The sequence below is a fragment of the Vibrio chanodichtyis genome, from assembly GCF_028863985.1.
Lineage (GTDB): Bacteria > Pseudomonadota > Gammaproteobacteria > Enterobacterales > Vibrionaceae > Vibrio > Vibrio chanodichtyis.
The window spans coordinates 79,988-94,477 of the sequence record NZ_JARBFT010000009.1 but is presented as its reverse complement, the minus strand read 5'-3'; the positions used below and the strand labels follow the sequence as shown (position 1 = coordinate 94,477).

General features: G+C 48.8%; 13 protein-coding genes. 3 read left to right on the top strand and 10 right to left on the bottom strand.

Annotation, left to right across the window (positions count from 1 at the left end):
• Positions 1-82: hypothetical protein (locus PUN32_RS14135; RefSeq protein WP_406707995.1), on the bottom strand; the 82-nt coding region annotated here is incomplete at its 3' end.
• Positions 83-173: 91 nt separating this feature from the next.
• On the bottom strand, positions 174-1,124 hold the full coding sequence (gene tal / locus PUN32_RS10425) for a transaldolase (protein WP_274723042.1): 951 nt from the start codon (positions 1,122-1,124) through the stop codon (positions 174-176).
• 519 nt (positions 1,125-1,643) lie between these two features.
• Here tal and PUN32_RS10420 point away from each other — a divergent pair.
• Positions 1,644-2,636: a sugar-binding transcriptional regulator gene (locus tag PUN32_RS10420; protein WP_274723041.1), complete on the top strand. Its 993-nt coding sequence runs from the start codon at positions 1,644-1,646 to the stop codon at positions 2,634-2,636.
• Positions 2,637-2,774: 138 nt separating this feature from the next.
• Here PUN32_RS10420 and PUN32_RS10415 read toward each other — a convergent pair whose 3' ends face one another.
• The 3 genes from PUN32_RS10415 to moeA form a co-directional block, all read right to left on the bottom strand.
• Positions 2,775-3,617: a sulfurtransferase gene (locus PUN32_RS10415; protein WP_274723040.1), complete on the bottom strand. Its 843-nt coding sequence runs from the start codon at positions 3,615-3,617 to the stop codon at positions 2,775-2,777.
• Between the two features lie 62 nt (positions 3,618-3,679).
• Positions 3,680-4,438 (bottom strand): molybdopterin-synthase adenylyltransferase MoeB, encoded by a 759-nt coding sequence (moeB, locus tag PUN32_RS10410; RefSeq protein WP_274723039.1) that lies wholly within the window; start codon positions 4,436-4,438, stop codon positions 3,680-3,682.
• An 8-nt stretch (positions 4,439-4,446) separates the two neighbouring features.
• Positions 4,447-5,682 carry a molybdopterin molybdotransferase MoeA gene (moeA, locus tag PUN32_RS10405; RefSeq protein WP_274723038.1) on the bottom strand — a complete coding sequence of 412 codons (1,236 nt, stop codon included), beginning with the start codon at positions 5,680-5,682 and terminating at the stop codon, positions 4,447-4,449.
• 154 nt (positions 5,683-5,836) lie between these two features.
• On the opposite strand from moeA, the gene folE reads away from it, so the two are divergent.
• Positions 5,837-6,490, top strand: a complete 654-nt coding sequence (folE, locus tag PUN32_RS10400; RefSeq protein WP_166015406.1) for a GTP cyclohydrolase I FolE — start codon at positions 5,837-5,839, stop codon at positions 6,488-6,490.
• A 131-nt stretch (positions 6,491-6,621) separates the two neighbouring features.
• On the opposite strand, the gene eat is transcribed toward folE, so the two are convergent.
• From eat to PUN32_RS10385, 3 genes are read right to left on the bottom strand one after another with little or no spacing between them, the layout of a single operon-like run.
• Positions 6,622-8,013: an ethanolamine permease gene (eat, locus tag PUN32_RS10395; RefSeq protein WP_274723037.1), complete on the bottom strand. Its 1,392-nt coding sequence runs from the start codon at positions 8,011-8,013 to the stop codon at positions 6,622-6,624.
• A gap of 15 nt (positions 8,014-8,028) precedes the next feature.
• Positions 8,029-8,871 (bottom strand): ethanolamine ammonia-lyase subunit EutC, encoded by an 843-nt coding sequence (eutC, locus tag PUN32_RS10390; protein ID WP_274723036.1) that lies wholly within the window; start codon positions 8,869-8,871, stop codon positions 8,029-8,031.
• Complete coding sequence (locus PUN32_RS10385) at positions 8,868-10,271, bottom strand: ethanolamine ammonia-lyase subunit EutB (RefSeq protein WP_274723035.1); 1,404 nt, start codon at positions 10,269-10,271, stop codon at positions 8,868-8,870. The genes eutC and PUN32_RS10385 overlap by 4 nt, the downstream gene beginning before the upstream one ends.
• 198 nt (positions 10,272-10,469) lie before the next feature.
• Here PUN32_RS10385 and PUN32_RS10380 point away from each other — a divergent pair, with 198 nt between their 5' ends.
• A complete protein-coding gene (locus tag PUN32_RS10380; protein ID WP_274723034.1) occupies positions 10,470-11,492 on the top strand; it encodes a helix-turn-helix domain-containing protein in 1,023 nt (340 codons plus the stop codon).
• A 100-nt stretch (positions 11,493-11,592) separates the two neighbouring features.
• Here PUN32_RS10380 and PUN32_RS10375 read toward each other — a convergent pair whose 3' ends face one another.
• Both PUN32_RS10375 and mscL read right to left on the bottom strand, forming a co-directional pair.
• Positions 11,593-13,341 carry a formate--tetrahydrofolate ligase gene (locus PUN32_RS10375; RefSeq protein ID WP_274723033.1) on the bottom strand — a complete coding sequence of 583 codons (1,749 nt, stop codon included), beginning with the start codon at positions 13,339-13,341 and terminating at the stop codon, positions 11,593-11,595.
• Between the two features lie 483 nt (positions 13,342-13,824).
• Positions 13,825-14,235 (bottom strand): large-conductance mechanosensitive channel protein MscL, encoded by a 411-nt coding sequence (gene mscL / locus PUN32_RS10370; protein ID WP_274723032.1) that lies wholly within the window; start codon positions 14,233-14,235, stop codon positions 13,825-13,827.
• Positions 14,236-14,490 lie beyond the last annotated feature (255 nt).

The following is a 14,490-nucleotide window of genomic DNA, read 5'->3' as shown; positions in this document are numbered from 1 at the left end:
CACCTGGGTGGCCAGAATTAGCTTTTTGAACGCCATCCATGCTCAGGGCGCGGATAGCATTGGCAAGTTGTTTGCGATTCATAGGGTTACTCATTTTCAAGAAATTGGAGAGCAGCAGCGCTCAATAAAAAACAGCATAAAAAAGCGAGCCTGAGCTCGCTTCAAAATCAGCATCACAGCTTAGCGGCGATCATTGCTTCCAGTTTGCCTTGGTCAACCGCAAAGTTGCGGATGCCTTCTGCCAGCTTTTCAACCGCCATCGCATCTAGGTTGTGCTCCCACAGGAATTCGCTGTGGGTCATGGCGGCAGGGCGAGCGGTGGTGCCTTGTGAGTCAACCAGTTTTGCAACCACTTCACCTTCGGCCGCTTCAAGCTCAGCCAGTAGTGAAGGTGCGATAGTCAGGCGGTCACAGCCGGCCAGCTCTAAGATCTCACCGATGTTACGGAAGCTTGCACCCATCACCACAGTTTTGTAGCCGTGCTGTTTGTAGTAGTGGTATATCTTAGTCACTGACAGTACGCCCGGATCTTCGCTGGCGGTAAAATCACGGCCTTGTTTGGCTTGATGCCAATCCATGATGCGGCCAACGAAAGGCGAGATCAGGTACACGCCCGCTTCGGCACAGGCGCGCGCTTGCGCGAAAGAGAACAGTAGCGTCAGGTTACAGTTGATGCCTTCTTGCTCAAGAATTTCTGCCGCACGGATCCCTTGCCAAGTTGAAGCTAGCTTGATCAAGATACGATCGTTGCTGATCCCCGCATCGTTATACATTTTTACCAGTTGACGAGCTTTAGCTACGCTGCGCTCGGTGTCGTAAGACAGACGCGCGTCCACTTCAGTCGAAATACGACCCGGAATGGTTTTTAGAATTTCTTTACCAATGTTGACTGCCAGCATGTCACAGGTGTCTTGTACTTGCTGCGCTTTATCGCTGCTTTGCGTTTTAGCGTAGGCGATCGCTTGATCGATCAGCGGTGCGTATTCAGCAATTTGCGCCGCTTTTAGGATCAGAGATGGGTTGGTGGTGGCATCTTGGGGTTGGTATTTTTTGATCGCATCAATTTCACCAGTATCTGCCACGACGGTAGTCAGTTTACGAAGTTGCGCTAATTTATTGCTCATTTCGATCGTCCTATTGGGTTAGGTTCATCTGCCGCTTAACAGTTTGAGAATGTCAGCAGTTGAGTGGCTCATGCTCTTTCACCACGAAAGAGTGAGTCAGTAATGCAAAATTTCAGCGCTCGAACCTTTACGTTGAACATTTGCTTTGAACATTTGTTCGCGCACTGAGTAAATGATGGAATTATATTTATCCTATCTAGCGTGAAAGTCAATTTGCTAAGCGGGTTTATGACAGCTTAAACCGAAAATTTATGGTGTTAAATCTTCGCCATACAATTAAATCGTTTGCTTAAATCCGTCATTGGGCAAATAACCCAACTCAATATCCAAAATTGCCACTGAGAAAATGTAATGCAACTGAATATTTGATTGATGTGCTGTGAATGGTTACCATAGCCAGTAAATTGGTTTTAAGCACATCATTATCAGTAGTGTAGTGCTTGTTTGCGCACTATGTTGGTTGAACTCGCCGTGGGTTGAACCCGCAGCGTGCCCGCTGGTAATAAAGGAAACGCCACAATGCCCCAACTTGCCGATATGCCATTAGAAAATGGTGATTTACTGACCGAAATTGCCATCGCTTATTATCAGGATGGTGCCACTCAAGAAGAGATCTCTAAAAAGTACACGCTTTCACGGGCCAAAGTGGGCCGCTTACTGAAACAGGCTCGCGATGAGGGGATTGTTGAGATTACGGTTAAGTATCATCCAGTCTTTAGCGCCAAAATTGAACAGCGCCTGATTGAGCGTTTTGGGGTGCGCCGCGCGTTAATTGCCCTTGATCATCCCAATGATGAAGCACAGCGTCAGCAAGTCGCGAGTTTAGTCTCCAATTATCTCACCAGCACGCTGAAAAACGGCATGGTGGTTACGGTTGGGCAGGGGCGCAATGTCTCGGCAGTGGCGCATCATATTGGGGTGATCACGCCGCGTGATTGCAAATTTGTGTGCAGCATCGGCGGCATTCACCCACGCGGTGGGATGTTTAACGCCGACCACATTTGTCGTCAGTTAGCCAAGAAATATGGCGGCAGTTCGGAGACTTTATACGCTCCTGCTTATGCAGAAAACCGCGAGCAAAAACGAGTCTTTATGCAAAATAGTACGGTTAAACAGACCCTAGATCTGGCACGCAAAGCCGATATCGCCTTGGTGGGGATTGGCGATATGAGTGAAAACAGCTACATGGTTGATCTTGGCTGGTTTACGCCGCAAGAGGTGGTGCAATCGCGCTTAACTCAAGGCGTGGTCGGCGATTTCGCGGGGCATGATTTTTTTGATGTGCATGGTCGAGTCGCCAATACGGTGATGAATGATCGCGTGATTGGCCTTGGGATTGATGAGTTTCGCCCGATTGCGGAAGTGATCGCCATTGCCGCGGAAAACAGTAAGCCACTAGCACTGCTCGGAGCATTACGCACTGGGGCGATTGATGTGCTTGCGACCAGTGTCAGTAATGCATTGACCGTTCTCAACTTAGATGAGCAAATGCAACGTGCATTAAGCTCATAACGGGAATTAACGTTAGTCACTCATCATTAAAGCGATGAAAAAGCGAGCGGGTTTTAATATCCGCTCGCGGTTGATTATTCGCTATTGGATATTGATTATCGCCGATGTGGGATTGGACTGCTCACTACTCACTACTCACTACTCACTGCTTATTTCAATCGGCAGATCCTGCCTTTGGCCCCATTCGGTCCATGAGCCATCATACAGCGAGAGGTTTTGATAACCGCATGCATACGCGGCGAGCAATACAATGCAAGCGGTAACCCCGGAGCCACAACTGAACAGATATTCTGATGCGCTGGGCTGTAAAACATCGCTCAATACAGGACGCAGATCTGTTTCTGGCTTGAGCTGATGTCCGTTCATTAATTGTGTAAACGGCAAGCAGATCGAGTTGGGAATGTGACCGCTGCGCACGCCAGCGCGCGGTTCAGGTACTTGCCCTAAAAAACGCGCCAATCCACGTGCATCAATAATTTGGCTGTGAGGGTTATCGATCTGTTTGAGGAGATAACTTGCATCCACCAAGGCTTGTGGTTTGAGTTTGCCGGCAAAGTTGCCTTTTGTACTGGGTTGGCGATAAGTTTGAGTGACGTTGTAACCTTGAGCCTTCCACTCAGTGAGACCTCCGTTGAGCACAAACACGTTATCATGTCCCATAGCTTTGAACATCCACCACGCCCGGGGAGCGGCAAAGGTGCCACTATTGTCGTACACCACAATCATCGAGTCTTGATTGATACCGAGTTGTTGAGCAAGCGTATTAAAGCGCTGCTCAGAAGGCATCATGTGCGGCAAGGCGGAATCAAGATCGCAAAACACTTTGTCGTAATCAAAGCGTAGCGCCGTTGGGATTTTGTTGACCCAATCTTTTTCAGACTCGCTGGCGATTTGAAACTCGATACTGCTATCAAGGATCACCAATTTGCGATCGGACAACTGCTGTTGCAACCATTGTGCGCTGACTAGTGGTGAAGTCATAAGTTACTCCTTGTATGGCGCTTAATCAGTGGGGGTTGGAACGATGGTCATGGTTACGATACTTAGCCTTGTGGGTGACAAATCGGGCAATCGGCCAATTGGATCAGCTTCATTTCTCGCCACGACATGCTCATCGCATCCAAGATCAAAATCTTACCTTGTTTCGGTGTGCCTAAACCGGCCAGCACTTTGATCGCTTCCATGGCTTGCACGGCACCAATAATGCCGACCACCGGAGCCATCACTCCGGCCTCGACGCAACTGAGCGCCGCCGAGCCGAATAGGGCACTTAAGCATTGGTAACAAGGCTGGGTCGGGTCTTGATAAGTAAACACGCTGACTTGGCCTTCCATGCGAATGGCCGCGCCGGAGACCAGTGGTGTTTTGTGCTTAAAACACAGGCGATTGAGCTGGTTACGTGTATCCACATTATCACTGGCATCCAGCACCAGATCGTGGCGCGCAATCAGCGTATCCAGAGCTTGATCGGACAAACGCGCTTGGATTGTCTCAACGTGCAGATGAGGGTTGAGTTGCCGCAGCGCATCGGCCGCCGAAGCGACTTTCGCGCGGCCAATATCCGCATCGTGGTGTAGCACTTGGCGCTGCAAATTGGAAAGCTCGACGACGTCATCATCAATCAACGTCATCTGTCCGACACCTGCGGTGGCGAGGTATTGGCTCGCGGCACAGCCCAAGCCGCCCGCGCCGAGGATCAGTATTGAACTCTGCTTAAGCCGTTCTTGCCCTTCAAAATCAAATGCTTTGAGAATGATTTGCCGGTTGTAACGCAGCATTTCGTCATCGCTGAGAATATCCACCATCACTCCTAGTACAGGGTTGGGTTAAACAGTTGGATGTGCACCGTTTCGCCGACTTCCACGCGGCCACGCTCACGCTCAAGCACCACAAAACAGTTGGCTAAACTCATCGAACGGAATGCGCCAGAGCTTTGGTTACCGGTGCTTTCCACCACGAATTGACCATTTTCAATCCGATAAATGCCGCGTTGGAAATCCGTTCGTCCTGGGGCTTTTTTAAAGGGGCTGCACGTGATCGCTGGGATCGACTCTGGCGCTTGCCAAGCCGAGTGTCCGGCTAATTTAGCCAGCATAGGTTGCACCAGCACATACATGGTCAGCATCGCGGAAACGGGGTTACCCGGTAGACCGCAGAACCAAGCATCTTGCAATGCACCAAATGCAAAAGGTTTGCCCGGTTTGATCGCCAGTTTCCAAAAACCGATTTCACCGAGTTGCTCTAAAATATCTTTGGTGTAATCCGCTTCACCGACACTGACGCCGCCGGAGGTGACCACCACATCGGCCAAGCGTTGCGCTTGCTCAAACGTGGCCGCCAACGTCGCAGGGCAATCTGGCACGATACCTAAATCAATCGCTTCGCAACCGAAGTTTTCAATCAAGGGTTTAATACCGTAGCGGTTGCTGTCGTAAATTTGTCCGGCTTGCAGCGGCTCACCGAGTGGCTTGAGCTCATCACCGGTGGAGAAAAACGCGACTTTCGGTTTGCGATACACAGTGACGTGGCTAATGCCAAGAGTGGCAATCATCGGAATATCACGCGCGGTTAAGCGTGCGCCACGTTCTAGCACCACATCGTTTTGACCAATGTCATCACCGGTTGGGCGGATATTGTTATTGTGTTTGACTTCATGCTGGCAGAACACCACACCCTCTGCGGTGACGGTCGCTTGCTCTTGCATGATCACCGCATCACACCCGACAGGGATCGGCGCGCCGGTCATGATCCGCACGCAGGTCATTGCCGGCCAGTCACCCACCAAAGGTTGCCCAGCAAAAGATTTACCGGCCACCGGTAGCGGTTGTTGCTGAGCGAGTTCTGCGCGGCGTACGGCATAGCCATCCATCGCTGAGTTATCAAACGGCGGCACGTTAATTGGCGATAAAATCGCCTCGGCCAGCACATAACCGAGCGCATCTGCCAGTGGTAAAAGTAACGTGGTTGAGACAGGAGTAATGCGTGACAGCATGTTGTCGAGCGCATCTTCTATCGGCATTAAGCCAGGAGCATCGCAGCAGCCCATTCGGGAATGTCCTATGTTGGTGTTCTTTTGCGGCAAACTGTAGCACACAATCGCTTGTACGCTGCAGTATCCACGCGAATTTTGGGGATGTAATTGTCACTAAATCCGCGTATTCTTGTCAGCCATCCAAAAGGGGTATTTAAGAGGTAGAACAATGTCTGGTTTGAGCGAATCTGCGAAGTTGGTCAAGAATGCGCTAGATCTGCGTGGTTTGGAAACGCCAATGCAGGCCAACTTGGCAACCCCAGCACAAAAAAAACAACAAATTGAACATCATATGCGCGAGATCCTCAATTTACTGGGACTCGACTTAACCGATGACAGTTTGGAAGAGACACCACAACGAATTGCCAAAATGTACGTTGATGAGATTTTCTCTGGCTTGGATTACGCCAATTTTCCTAAAATCACGGTAATCGAAAACAAGATGAAGGTGAGTGAGATGGTCAAAGTCAAAGACATCACACTGACCAGCACTTGTGAACACCATTTAGTCACCATCGATGGCACGGCAGCGGTCGCGTACATTCCGCGCGGTAAAATCATCGGTCTGTCGAAAATTAACCGTATTGTGCGCTTTTTTGCCCAGCGTCCACAGGTGCAAGAGCGGATGACCCAGCAGATTTTGGTCGCGTTGCAAACTTTACTGGAGTCTGACGATGTTGCGGTCACGGTGGATGCCACCCACTACTGCGTAAAATCCCGCGGCGTGATGGACGCCACCAGCGTTACCACCACCACTGCGTTGGGCGGGATTTTTAAATCCAACCCTGCCACCCGCGCTGAATTTTTGCATGGTTTGCGTTAGTTTTTAGGCCGTTAACTCTAACCGATTTTTTAAACCGATTGTTTTGTTTAGAAATAACAGCAAAAAAGCACCTATGAACAGGTGCTTTTTTTGGTTGTGCTGAACACATAGTTGCGGTTTATTGCATCAATTTATGCTGCTTCCAGTTCTACTTGTGCCTGATATAACAGAGCGAATTCTTCTTCAGCGCTTTTCGCAATTAAGCGATGCTGGCCAATCATAAAGTAATACAGCATACCCACCGCAAACAGGATCAGAGTAAATAGAAATGCTCGTATATCATAAGCATACACCCCAGTTAGCGCGACCATTGATAGGATCAAGGCAACGCCTGATGTAACGGTACCGCCTGGTGTTTTGTATGGGCGAGGAATATCAGGATACTTAATACGCAGCATGATGTGGCTGGCGGACATCATCGCGTAAGAGATAGTCGCACCAACCACTGCCATCGACAGAATCAAATCGCCTTCACCAGTTAATGAAATGATAAAGCCGAGAATCGCCGGGTAGATGAGGGCGCGAACCGGTGCTTTCCGTTTGCTGGTCAGTGACAGATTTTTAGGCAGATAACCCGCGCGTGATAGAGCAAACACTAAGCGGCTGTAACCGTAGATAATGGAGAAAAACGATGCAATTAAACCGGCTAATCCCAGCACGTTGACGAATGTCGCCAGTTGTGAATGACCTGCAATATTCAACGCATCGACTAAAGGCACCGCGCTACTGCCAATGACTTTAGCACCGACGGCACCACTGAGTAGTACCACAACCAATACCGCAGTAAACAACAGGAACAACATCGCGGCGATGATACCTTTAGGAACATCTTTCTTTGGATCTTTGGCTTCTTCAGCTGCCAGCGGCACACCTTCTACAGCAAGGAATAGCCACATTGCAAAAGGTAATGCGGCCCAAACGCCGTAAAGCCCCATTGGCATCATCAAATCACCACCGCTGATGGGTTCAATATCAAACAGATTAGCGCTATTGAACTCAGGGACAAGTGCGATGCCGGTAGCAAGAATGGCTAATACCGCCAGACCGCTTATCACCATCATGACTTTTAGTGCTTCGCCGACTCCAAAAATGTGTATACCAACAAAAGCAAGGTAGAACAGCGCATAAACGATTGGGCCATCAAATCCCGTGAGTTCATTTACCGCTGAACCAATAAAAATGACGATGGCGGCTGGAGCTAACGAGTATTCGATAAGCACGGCCAACCCAGTGAGAAATCCCCCCATTGGCCCCATCGCCTGACGAGCAAAGCTGTAGCCCCCACCAGCCGCTGGAATGGCTGCTGACATTTCGGCCAATGACAGTACTAGCGCTAAATACATAATACCCATTAATACCGCTGCGATAACGAAACCGCCCCAGCCAGCTTGAGCAATACCAAAGTTCCAACCGGCAAAATCACCGGATATGACGTACGAAATTCCCAATCCGGCGAGCAAGATCCAACCTGCTGCGCCCCGTTTGAGCTGGCGTTGTGCCAGATAGTCGTTTGATGTGGTCATACTAATATCCTTATGTTATGACGTTGAAGTTAAAGAAAAAACCTTAGTTTGCTGGTGTTCAAGGATCATGTCGTCAGACCGATCTTTCAGTTCTACCCCCGTGAGTTTAAGGCGGCGAGATTCAGCCAGCAGATAGAAACATTTCATCGCCGCCGCCTGATAAGGTAGGCCTTGAGGACGAACATTGGAGATGCAGTTACGTAATGAATCTTCGGTGCCGCGTTGCGGATGCCAAGTCAAATACAGCCCTAAACTGTCCGGTGAGCTTAAGCCCGGACGCTCACCAATCAATACCAAGACTTCACGAGCATTTATCGCTTCACCTACATCATCACCGACCGCAACTCGGCCCTGATGCACAATGCTCAATGGCGCGATATTCCACTCATGTTGTTGATCTAGGTTAAGTTGCATGATTAATGCGTCAATAAAGGGTGCGGCATGATGACTAATGGCATAAGACGAGAGGCCATCTGCGATGACGATCGCCAAGTCATAAGGCGCCACTGTGGCATCACTGTGTGTTTTTAACTGCTCAATCGATGATTGGCAGAGTTGGCGGCCTAGATCAGGTCGCTGTAGATAAGTGAGTCGATCATTGGCCTGACTATGCAATGAAAATGCAGGAAGATAAGGGATCAACGCTGTTTTTTCTGCCAGTTGTGCAAGCAATTGTTGTTCATCCAACGGTACATGTACCGCATCTATCGCCTGAGCATGAGAAAGCTGAAAGCGCAGCAATTCTTCGGTTGGAATACTGGTACCAACGCGACCGATCCCAATGCGCGCTTGAGTAAACTGGCGCAGTTTGTGCCACGGATCTTGGTGAATGAGCGCTGAAATTGGGATCACACTCATACGGCCTCCTGGATCAACCGTAACGGTTGGCTAAAGTGAGGCGATAATTGGTCAGCAAGTTGCTTGTCGGCATCCTGACTGACGATCTGCATTTTTTCTAGCCAAGCTTCAAATTCCGGAGCGGGTCGAGAACCTAGTACTCGTCGTGCATAAAGTGCATCATGAAATGAGGTGGTCTGGTAGTTAAGCATGATGTCATCGGAACCTGGAATGCCCATAATAAAAGAACACTCAGCGACACCGAGTAGAGTCAACAGGTTATCCATGTCATTTTGGTCTGCATAAGCGTGGTTGGTGTAGCAGATGTCACAGCCCATCGGCAGTCCGAGTAATTTGCCACAGAAATGATCCTCAAGCCCCGCACGAGTAATTTGTTTGCCATCAAACAGGTATTCAGGGCCAATAAAACCGACCACGGTATTGACTAATAGTGGTTTGAATTTACGAGCTAACGCATAGGCGCGGACTTCACAAGTTTGTTGATCAACCTGGTGATGACCGTTGGCCGAGAGCGCGCTGCCTTGGCCGGTTTCAAAATACATCACATTGTTACCGACTGTGCCTCGTTTAAGGCTCAGCGCTGCATCATAGGCTTCCGCAATCGCATTCAAGTTGATACCAAACCCTTGGTTGGTGGCTTCGGTACCGCCAATCGATTGGAATACCAGATCGACCGGAGCGCCTTTTTCGATCGCCTCTATTGTGTTAGTGACATGAGTTAGCACGCACGATTGGGTCGGGATCTCGTAATACTGAATCACGTCATCCATTAATTTCATAAGTTTTATTGCCTGACTTACGCTGTCGGTCGCAGGGTTGATCCCAATCACCGCATCGCCGTTGCCGTACATCAAACCATCAAAAATGGATGCCGCAATTCCACTCATATCATCGGTTGGGTGATTAGGTTGCAGACGCGTCGATAAGCGTCCCGGTAAGCCGATAGAATTACGAAATGCTGTCAATACCTGACATTTTTTTGCTACTAAGATCAGATCTTGATTACGCATGATCTTACTAACTGCTGCGGCCATCTCTGGTGTAATACCAGCGCAAACTCTTGTCAGTTCTACCTGTGTGGTGGTCTCTTGCAAAAGCCAGTTACGAAAGTCGCCAACGGTTAGGTGGGCAATTTCCAGAAATGCACTGGCGTTATGTTCATCAATAATTAAGCGGGTAATTTCATCTTGTTCATAAGGGATCAACGCTTCATTCAGGAAGGTTTTCAGCGGCAGTTCAGCAAGTAGCATTTGTGCGATCACTCGCTCTTCCGCCGATGTTGCCGCGACACCTGCAAGTTGATCGCCAGAACGCAGTGGCGATGCTTTTGCCATCACTTCTTTTAGGCTAGCAAACTGATAAATCTGACTGCCTAACTGGTATCGGTAGCGTGAACTCATGATGCCTCTCTACAGTAGTATTCTTGGTTCAGTTGCACTTAGGCCTGAACATTGCAATTTGGATTACGGAATCAACCAAAAAAGTTTGCGAAAACTGTTCCGTATCTATGACGGAAATAGGCAAAACAAAATAAATCAATAAAAACAATTGGATATGTTTTTAGTTGTTTAATGCTGGTGCAAAATGGGGAGATGAATTTGTCTCAGTTGCTTTATGAAGGGAATTCATGCGCACCAATCAGGTGCAAACAATACAGTTTTGATGTTAACCAACAAGCACACAGCTTGACGGCTTGGGAGCAAAAATATGATCAGCATAGTGCGGGGCAATTTTATGGGTATCTGGATGAGATTCAGTTGCCCGGTTTGCACTTGTTCGAGGAGTACACCAGCCATGCGGTGCAGCAAGAATGTTGTCTCAAGCCTAATGCAGTATGGATTGGTTTCTCAATGGGTAGCTCACGCCCGAAAGTGAATGGTTTGCACGCTGCCGCTCATCAATTGATGATTCGTCCGGCACAGCAACAGTTTGAGCTGGTGACACCTGCAGATTTTCATATTTTTGGTATTGTGATTGACCATGACCTACTCCTCAATCAATTACCAAGTAGCGATAGTGCGCAGTGGGAGAGGGCAACCCTGATTGGAAATGATCAGCCTGAATACGGATGCTGGTCGCTGATCCGTTTGATCCGAGATGTGCTGAATTCGCAGTCGATGTTTGGTCAAAAGCTATTAGAACAGGGGGGTGCGCAAGGACATTTACAAGCTATGTTAAGGCAAGCGGTGCTTGAGCGGCTGGGGGCTTTTCAAGCCTCTGCTGAGCGTGAACCTCGTAGCCATCATTCTCGACGTCAGGCGCTACAGCGACTTTATAAATACATCAAGCAGAGTGGTGATTATCCGCTGAGTATTTCGCAAATGTGTACTATCGCGTGCGTTAGTCAGCGAACACTGCAATATTGTTTTGAACAAGAATTAGGGGTTAGCCCTGTAAGTTTTGTGCGTGACGGTCGTTTAAATGCAGTGCGTCGGGTGTTATTGGCTCAATCAGAAGCTTGTGCGATTAGCGATGTGGCGCTCAGTTTTGGTTTTTATCACCTTGGGACGTTTAATTACTACTACAAGCGGCTATTTGGAGAAACACCTAGTCAGACGCGTGAGCGCGCAGAGAGGTATCAATCTGCTGCTGTAGTCAAACCATGGGGCATGACAGTTTAAGGTATCATACGAGATATTGTTTTTCTCAAGCAGCCATGCCCAGAGGGCATGGCATGATATATACAAGTTAGTGTGAATAGTCAGTCGGCGTGCGGGTGGATTAACTCAAACCGACAATATTGCCATCGAGATCGAGATCCAGCGCCATAAAGGCGGGCTTTTCTGGCAATCCCGGCATGGTCATTACATTGCCACACAATGCGTAGATAAATTCTGCCCCTGCACATAAGCGCAATTCACGGATCGGTACTATAAAATCGCGAGGTGCGCCTTTGATTTGTGGCTCGGTCGAGATAGACAGTGGGGTTTTGGCTAAGCAGACGGCCAGTTTGTCAAACCCTTGCGCTTGCAGCTGGGCTAATTGTTGCGCTGCTTTATCGCTGAGAGCAATATTGGCCGCGCCATAGCCTTTGCTGGCAACCGCTTTAAGTTTTTCATCCAATGGCATCGCGGCATTATACAGCGGAGTAAATGACATGGGTGTTTGGCACTGTTCCACCACTTTTTCGGCTAGCAAGCGAGTACCTTCGCCGCCGAGAGCAAATCCTTCGGAAATTGCCACTGAGACATGATTGGGTAGCGCGGTAATCCATTGTTCTAACTGTTGCAACTCTTGCGCGCAATCTTGTGGGAAGCGGTTGATGGCCACCACGGCTGGGACACCATATTGACTGACGTTATCAATATGCCATTTAAGGTTGGCAAAGCCGGCCTGTAATGCCGCGCTATCTGGGCGGAATAGTGAATCTGGCAGCGCTTGACCGGGACGTAAATCGTACAGGCCAGAGTTGGCTTTCAGCCCGCGCAGGGTAGCGACAATCACTGCGCAATCTGGATGTTTACCCGAAGCTTTCGCCTTAATATTACAAGCTTTTTCAAAGCCCATATCTGAGCCAAAGCCGCCTTCGGTGACGGTATAATCCGCCAAGCGAGTGGCGATTTCATCAGCAATGATCGATGAGTTGCCATGGGCAATATTGGCAAACGGGCCGGCGTGGATCAGGGTTGGTACCCCTTCTAAAGTTTGCATCAACGTGGGTTCAATCGCTTCTTTCATGCTGACAGCCATTGCACCTGCCACTTGTAAATCTTCCGTGGTGATAGGTTGATTATCGAGATCATAAGCCAGTACCACGTTGCCGATCCGACGGCGTAAATCGCGCAGATCGGAGGCAAGAGCCAGAATCGCCATTAATTCTGATGCGGCAGAAATATCAAAACCATCTTCACGCTCAAACCCATTAATGGTTTTGCCAGTTTCGTTACGTCCGACAGTGACCATGCGTAGAGCTCGATCGTTATGATCCATCACTCGTTTCCATACCACCCGCTGTGGGTCGATACGCAGCGCTTGCATGCCGGTGCGCTGCTCAAAATCTTGATAACCGAGGCGCTGCTCATGGTAAATTCGCGCATCAAGCGCGGCGGCGGCTAGGTTGTGCGCCGCCGTTACCGCATGAATATCGCCGGTTAAATGTAAATTGAGCTCTTCCATTGGGGCAACTTGGGAATAACCACCGCCCGCCGCGCCACCTTTGACGCCAAAAATAGGGCCCATCGACGGCTGGCGAATACAGGTCATCACTGAGTGATTAAGCTTCGCTAGCCCTTGGGCCAAGCCAATCGTGGTGACGGTTTTGCCCTCACCCAGTGGGGTAGGGGTAATTGCGGTGACCAAAATCAGTTTGCCTTGCGGTTGGTTGGCTAATCGTTGTAGGCAGCGCAGTGATACTTTGGCTTTATATCGACCGTGGCTTTGGTATTCTTCGGCCAATAAACCGGCTTGGTTGGCGATGCTATCGATTGGTGCTAGTGATGTTGCGCGGCAAATTTCAATATCTGGCAGCATAAAACCCTCATCGGAAGTGGTTATTGTGGTGAGGCAAACGTTTGCGCGCAGATCATAACGATAAAATATGGCTTGTAAAGGGGATTGTGCAGCCAAATCTGCGTGTGAGAGGGATTGTAAAGGATTGCTGATTTTGATCAATTGCAGCACGTGTTTCTCGCGCATTTTTAAGATGTTAGGTAAGCAGCGTGGTGGGTACGCGGCAAGATGAGCCTGATGTTTATTCCCTACTTGAAGCTGCAGTGATGTTGGCTAGGTTGGTTCACCCCAGTCAGATAGGTTTGTCTATGCTCATGGGAACTCACTCACTTGCCGCCTACCTGCAACGCCAAGTGGTTTGGGTATAGTGAGCAATAAAAATAGCGTTGACGATCAACGTCCACGCTATTTTTGCAAGTCGGCGAGTGGGATAAATTAAGCGAGTCGCAGAAATAATCGAATTTGTTTCTGGGTTGGCTTGGATCCTACCGGTGAAAATCGAGTTTATTTATCTTGCTGTGCTTTTAATAAATCACGGATTTCGGAGAGTAGTTGCTGATCTGGGGTCGGCGCTGGTGCCGCTTTGGGGGCCTCTTCTTCCTTACGTTTCAAACTATTGATCGCTTTTAGCCCCATGAAAATCGCAAACGCAATAATGGTAAAGTCGACCACGGTTTGAATAAATTTACCGTAGGCAATGACCACCGCCGGCGCATCACCTTGGGCCGCGAGCAGTACCATACTGAGGTCGCTAAAATTCACCCCACCTAAAATAATACCAATCGGCGGCATAATAATATCGGCCACAAACGATGAGACGATTTTGCCAAATGCAGCACCAATAATGATACCCACTGCCATATCAATCACATTGCCGCGCGATGCAAACGCTTTGAACTCTTTGAGTAAGCTCATGAGATTCCCTCCAAACTTGAATGAGATGTTAATATTAGGATGCAACGCGATCAGGAAAACCGAGTGGTTTTGTGCTGTCTGTTACCTTATCAAGCTTAGAAGTGCTTCAAGATTCTTGCCATTTGATAGTGAAAATTTTTTGTAAATCAACTGTTAATCTTAAGTGAGGCAACCATCTCACTTATGGTTGATCATTTGATGCGATGGCGCACCCGTATTCATTCTAGCCAAAAAACACTACACTGGCGGCAAAGA

Excerpts from the sequence above, each read along its gene's own strand:
- PUN32_RS10415 (WP_274723040.1), bottom strand. The coding sequence starts at position 3,617 with ATGACTTCACCACTAGTCAGCGCACAATGGTTGCAACAGCAGTTGTCC.
- eat (WP_274723037.1), bottom strand. The coding sequence starts at position 8,013 with ATGACCACATCAAACGACTATCTGGCACAACGCCAGCTCAAACGGGGC.
- tal (WP_274723042.1), bottom strand. The coding sequence starts at position 1,124 with ATGAGCAATAAATTAGCGCAACTTCGTAAACTGACTACCGTCGTGGCA.
- eutC (WP_274723036.1), bottom strand. The coding sequence starts at position 8,871 with ATGAGTGTGATCCCAATTTCAGCGCTCATTCACCAAGATCCGTGGCAC.
- PUN32_RS10385 (WP_274723035.1), bottom strand. The coding sequence starts at position 10,271 with ATGAGTTCACGCTACCGATACCAGTTAGGCAGTCAGATTTATCAGTTT.
- folE (WP_166015406.1), top strand. The coding sequence starts at position 5,837 with ATGTCTGGTTTGAGCGAATCTGCGAAGTTGGTCAAGAATGCGCTAGAT.
- mscL (WP_274723032.1), bottom strand. The coding sequence starts at position 14,235 with ATGAGCTTACTCAAAGAGTTCAAAGCGTTTGCATCGCGCGGCAATGTG.
- moeA (WP_274723038.1), bottom strand. The coding sequence starts at position 5,682 with ATGGGCTGCTGCGATGCTCCTGGCTTAATGCCGATAGAAGATGCGCTC.
- PUN32_RS10375 (WP_274723033.1), bottom strand. The coding sequence starts at position 13,341 with ATGCTGCCAGATATTGAAATTTGCCGCGCAACATCACTAGCACCAATC.
- PUN32_RS10420 (WP_274723041.1), top strand. The coding sequence starts at position 1,644 with ATGCCCCAACTTGCCGATATGCCATTAGAAAATGGTGATTTACTGACC.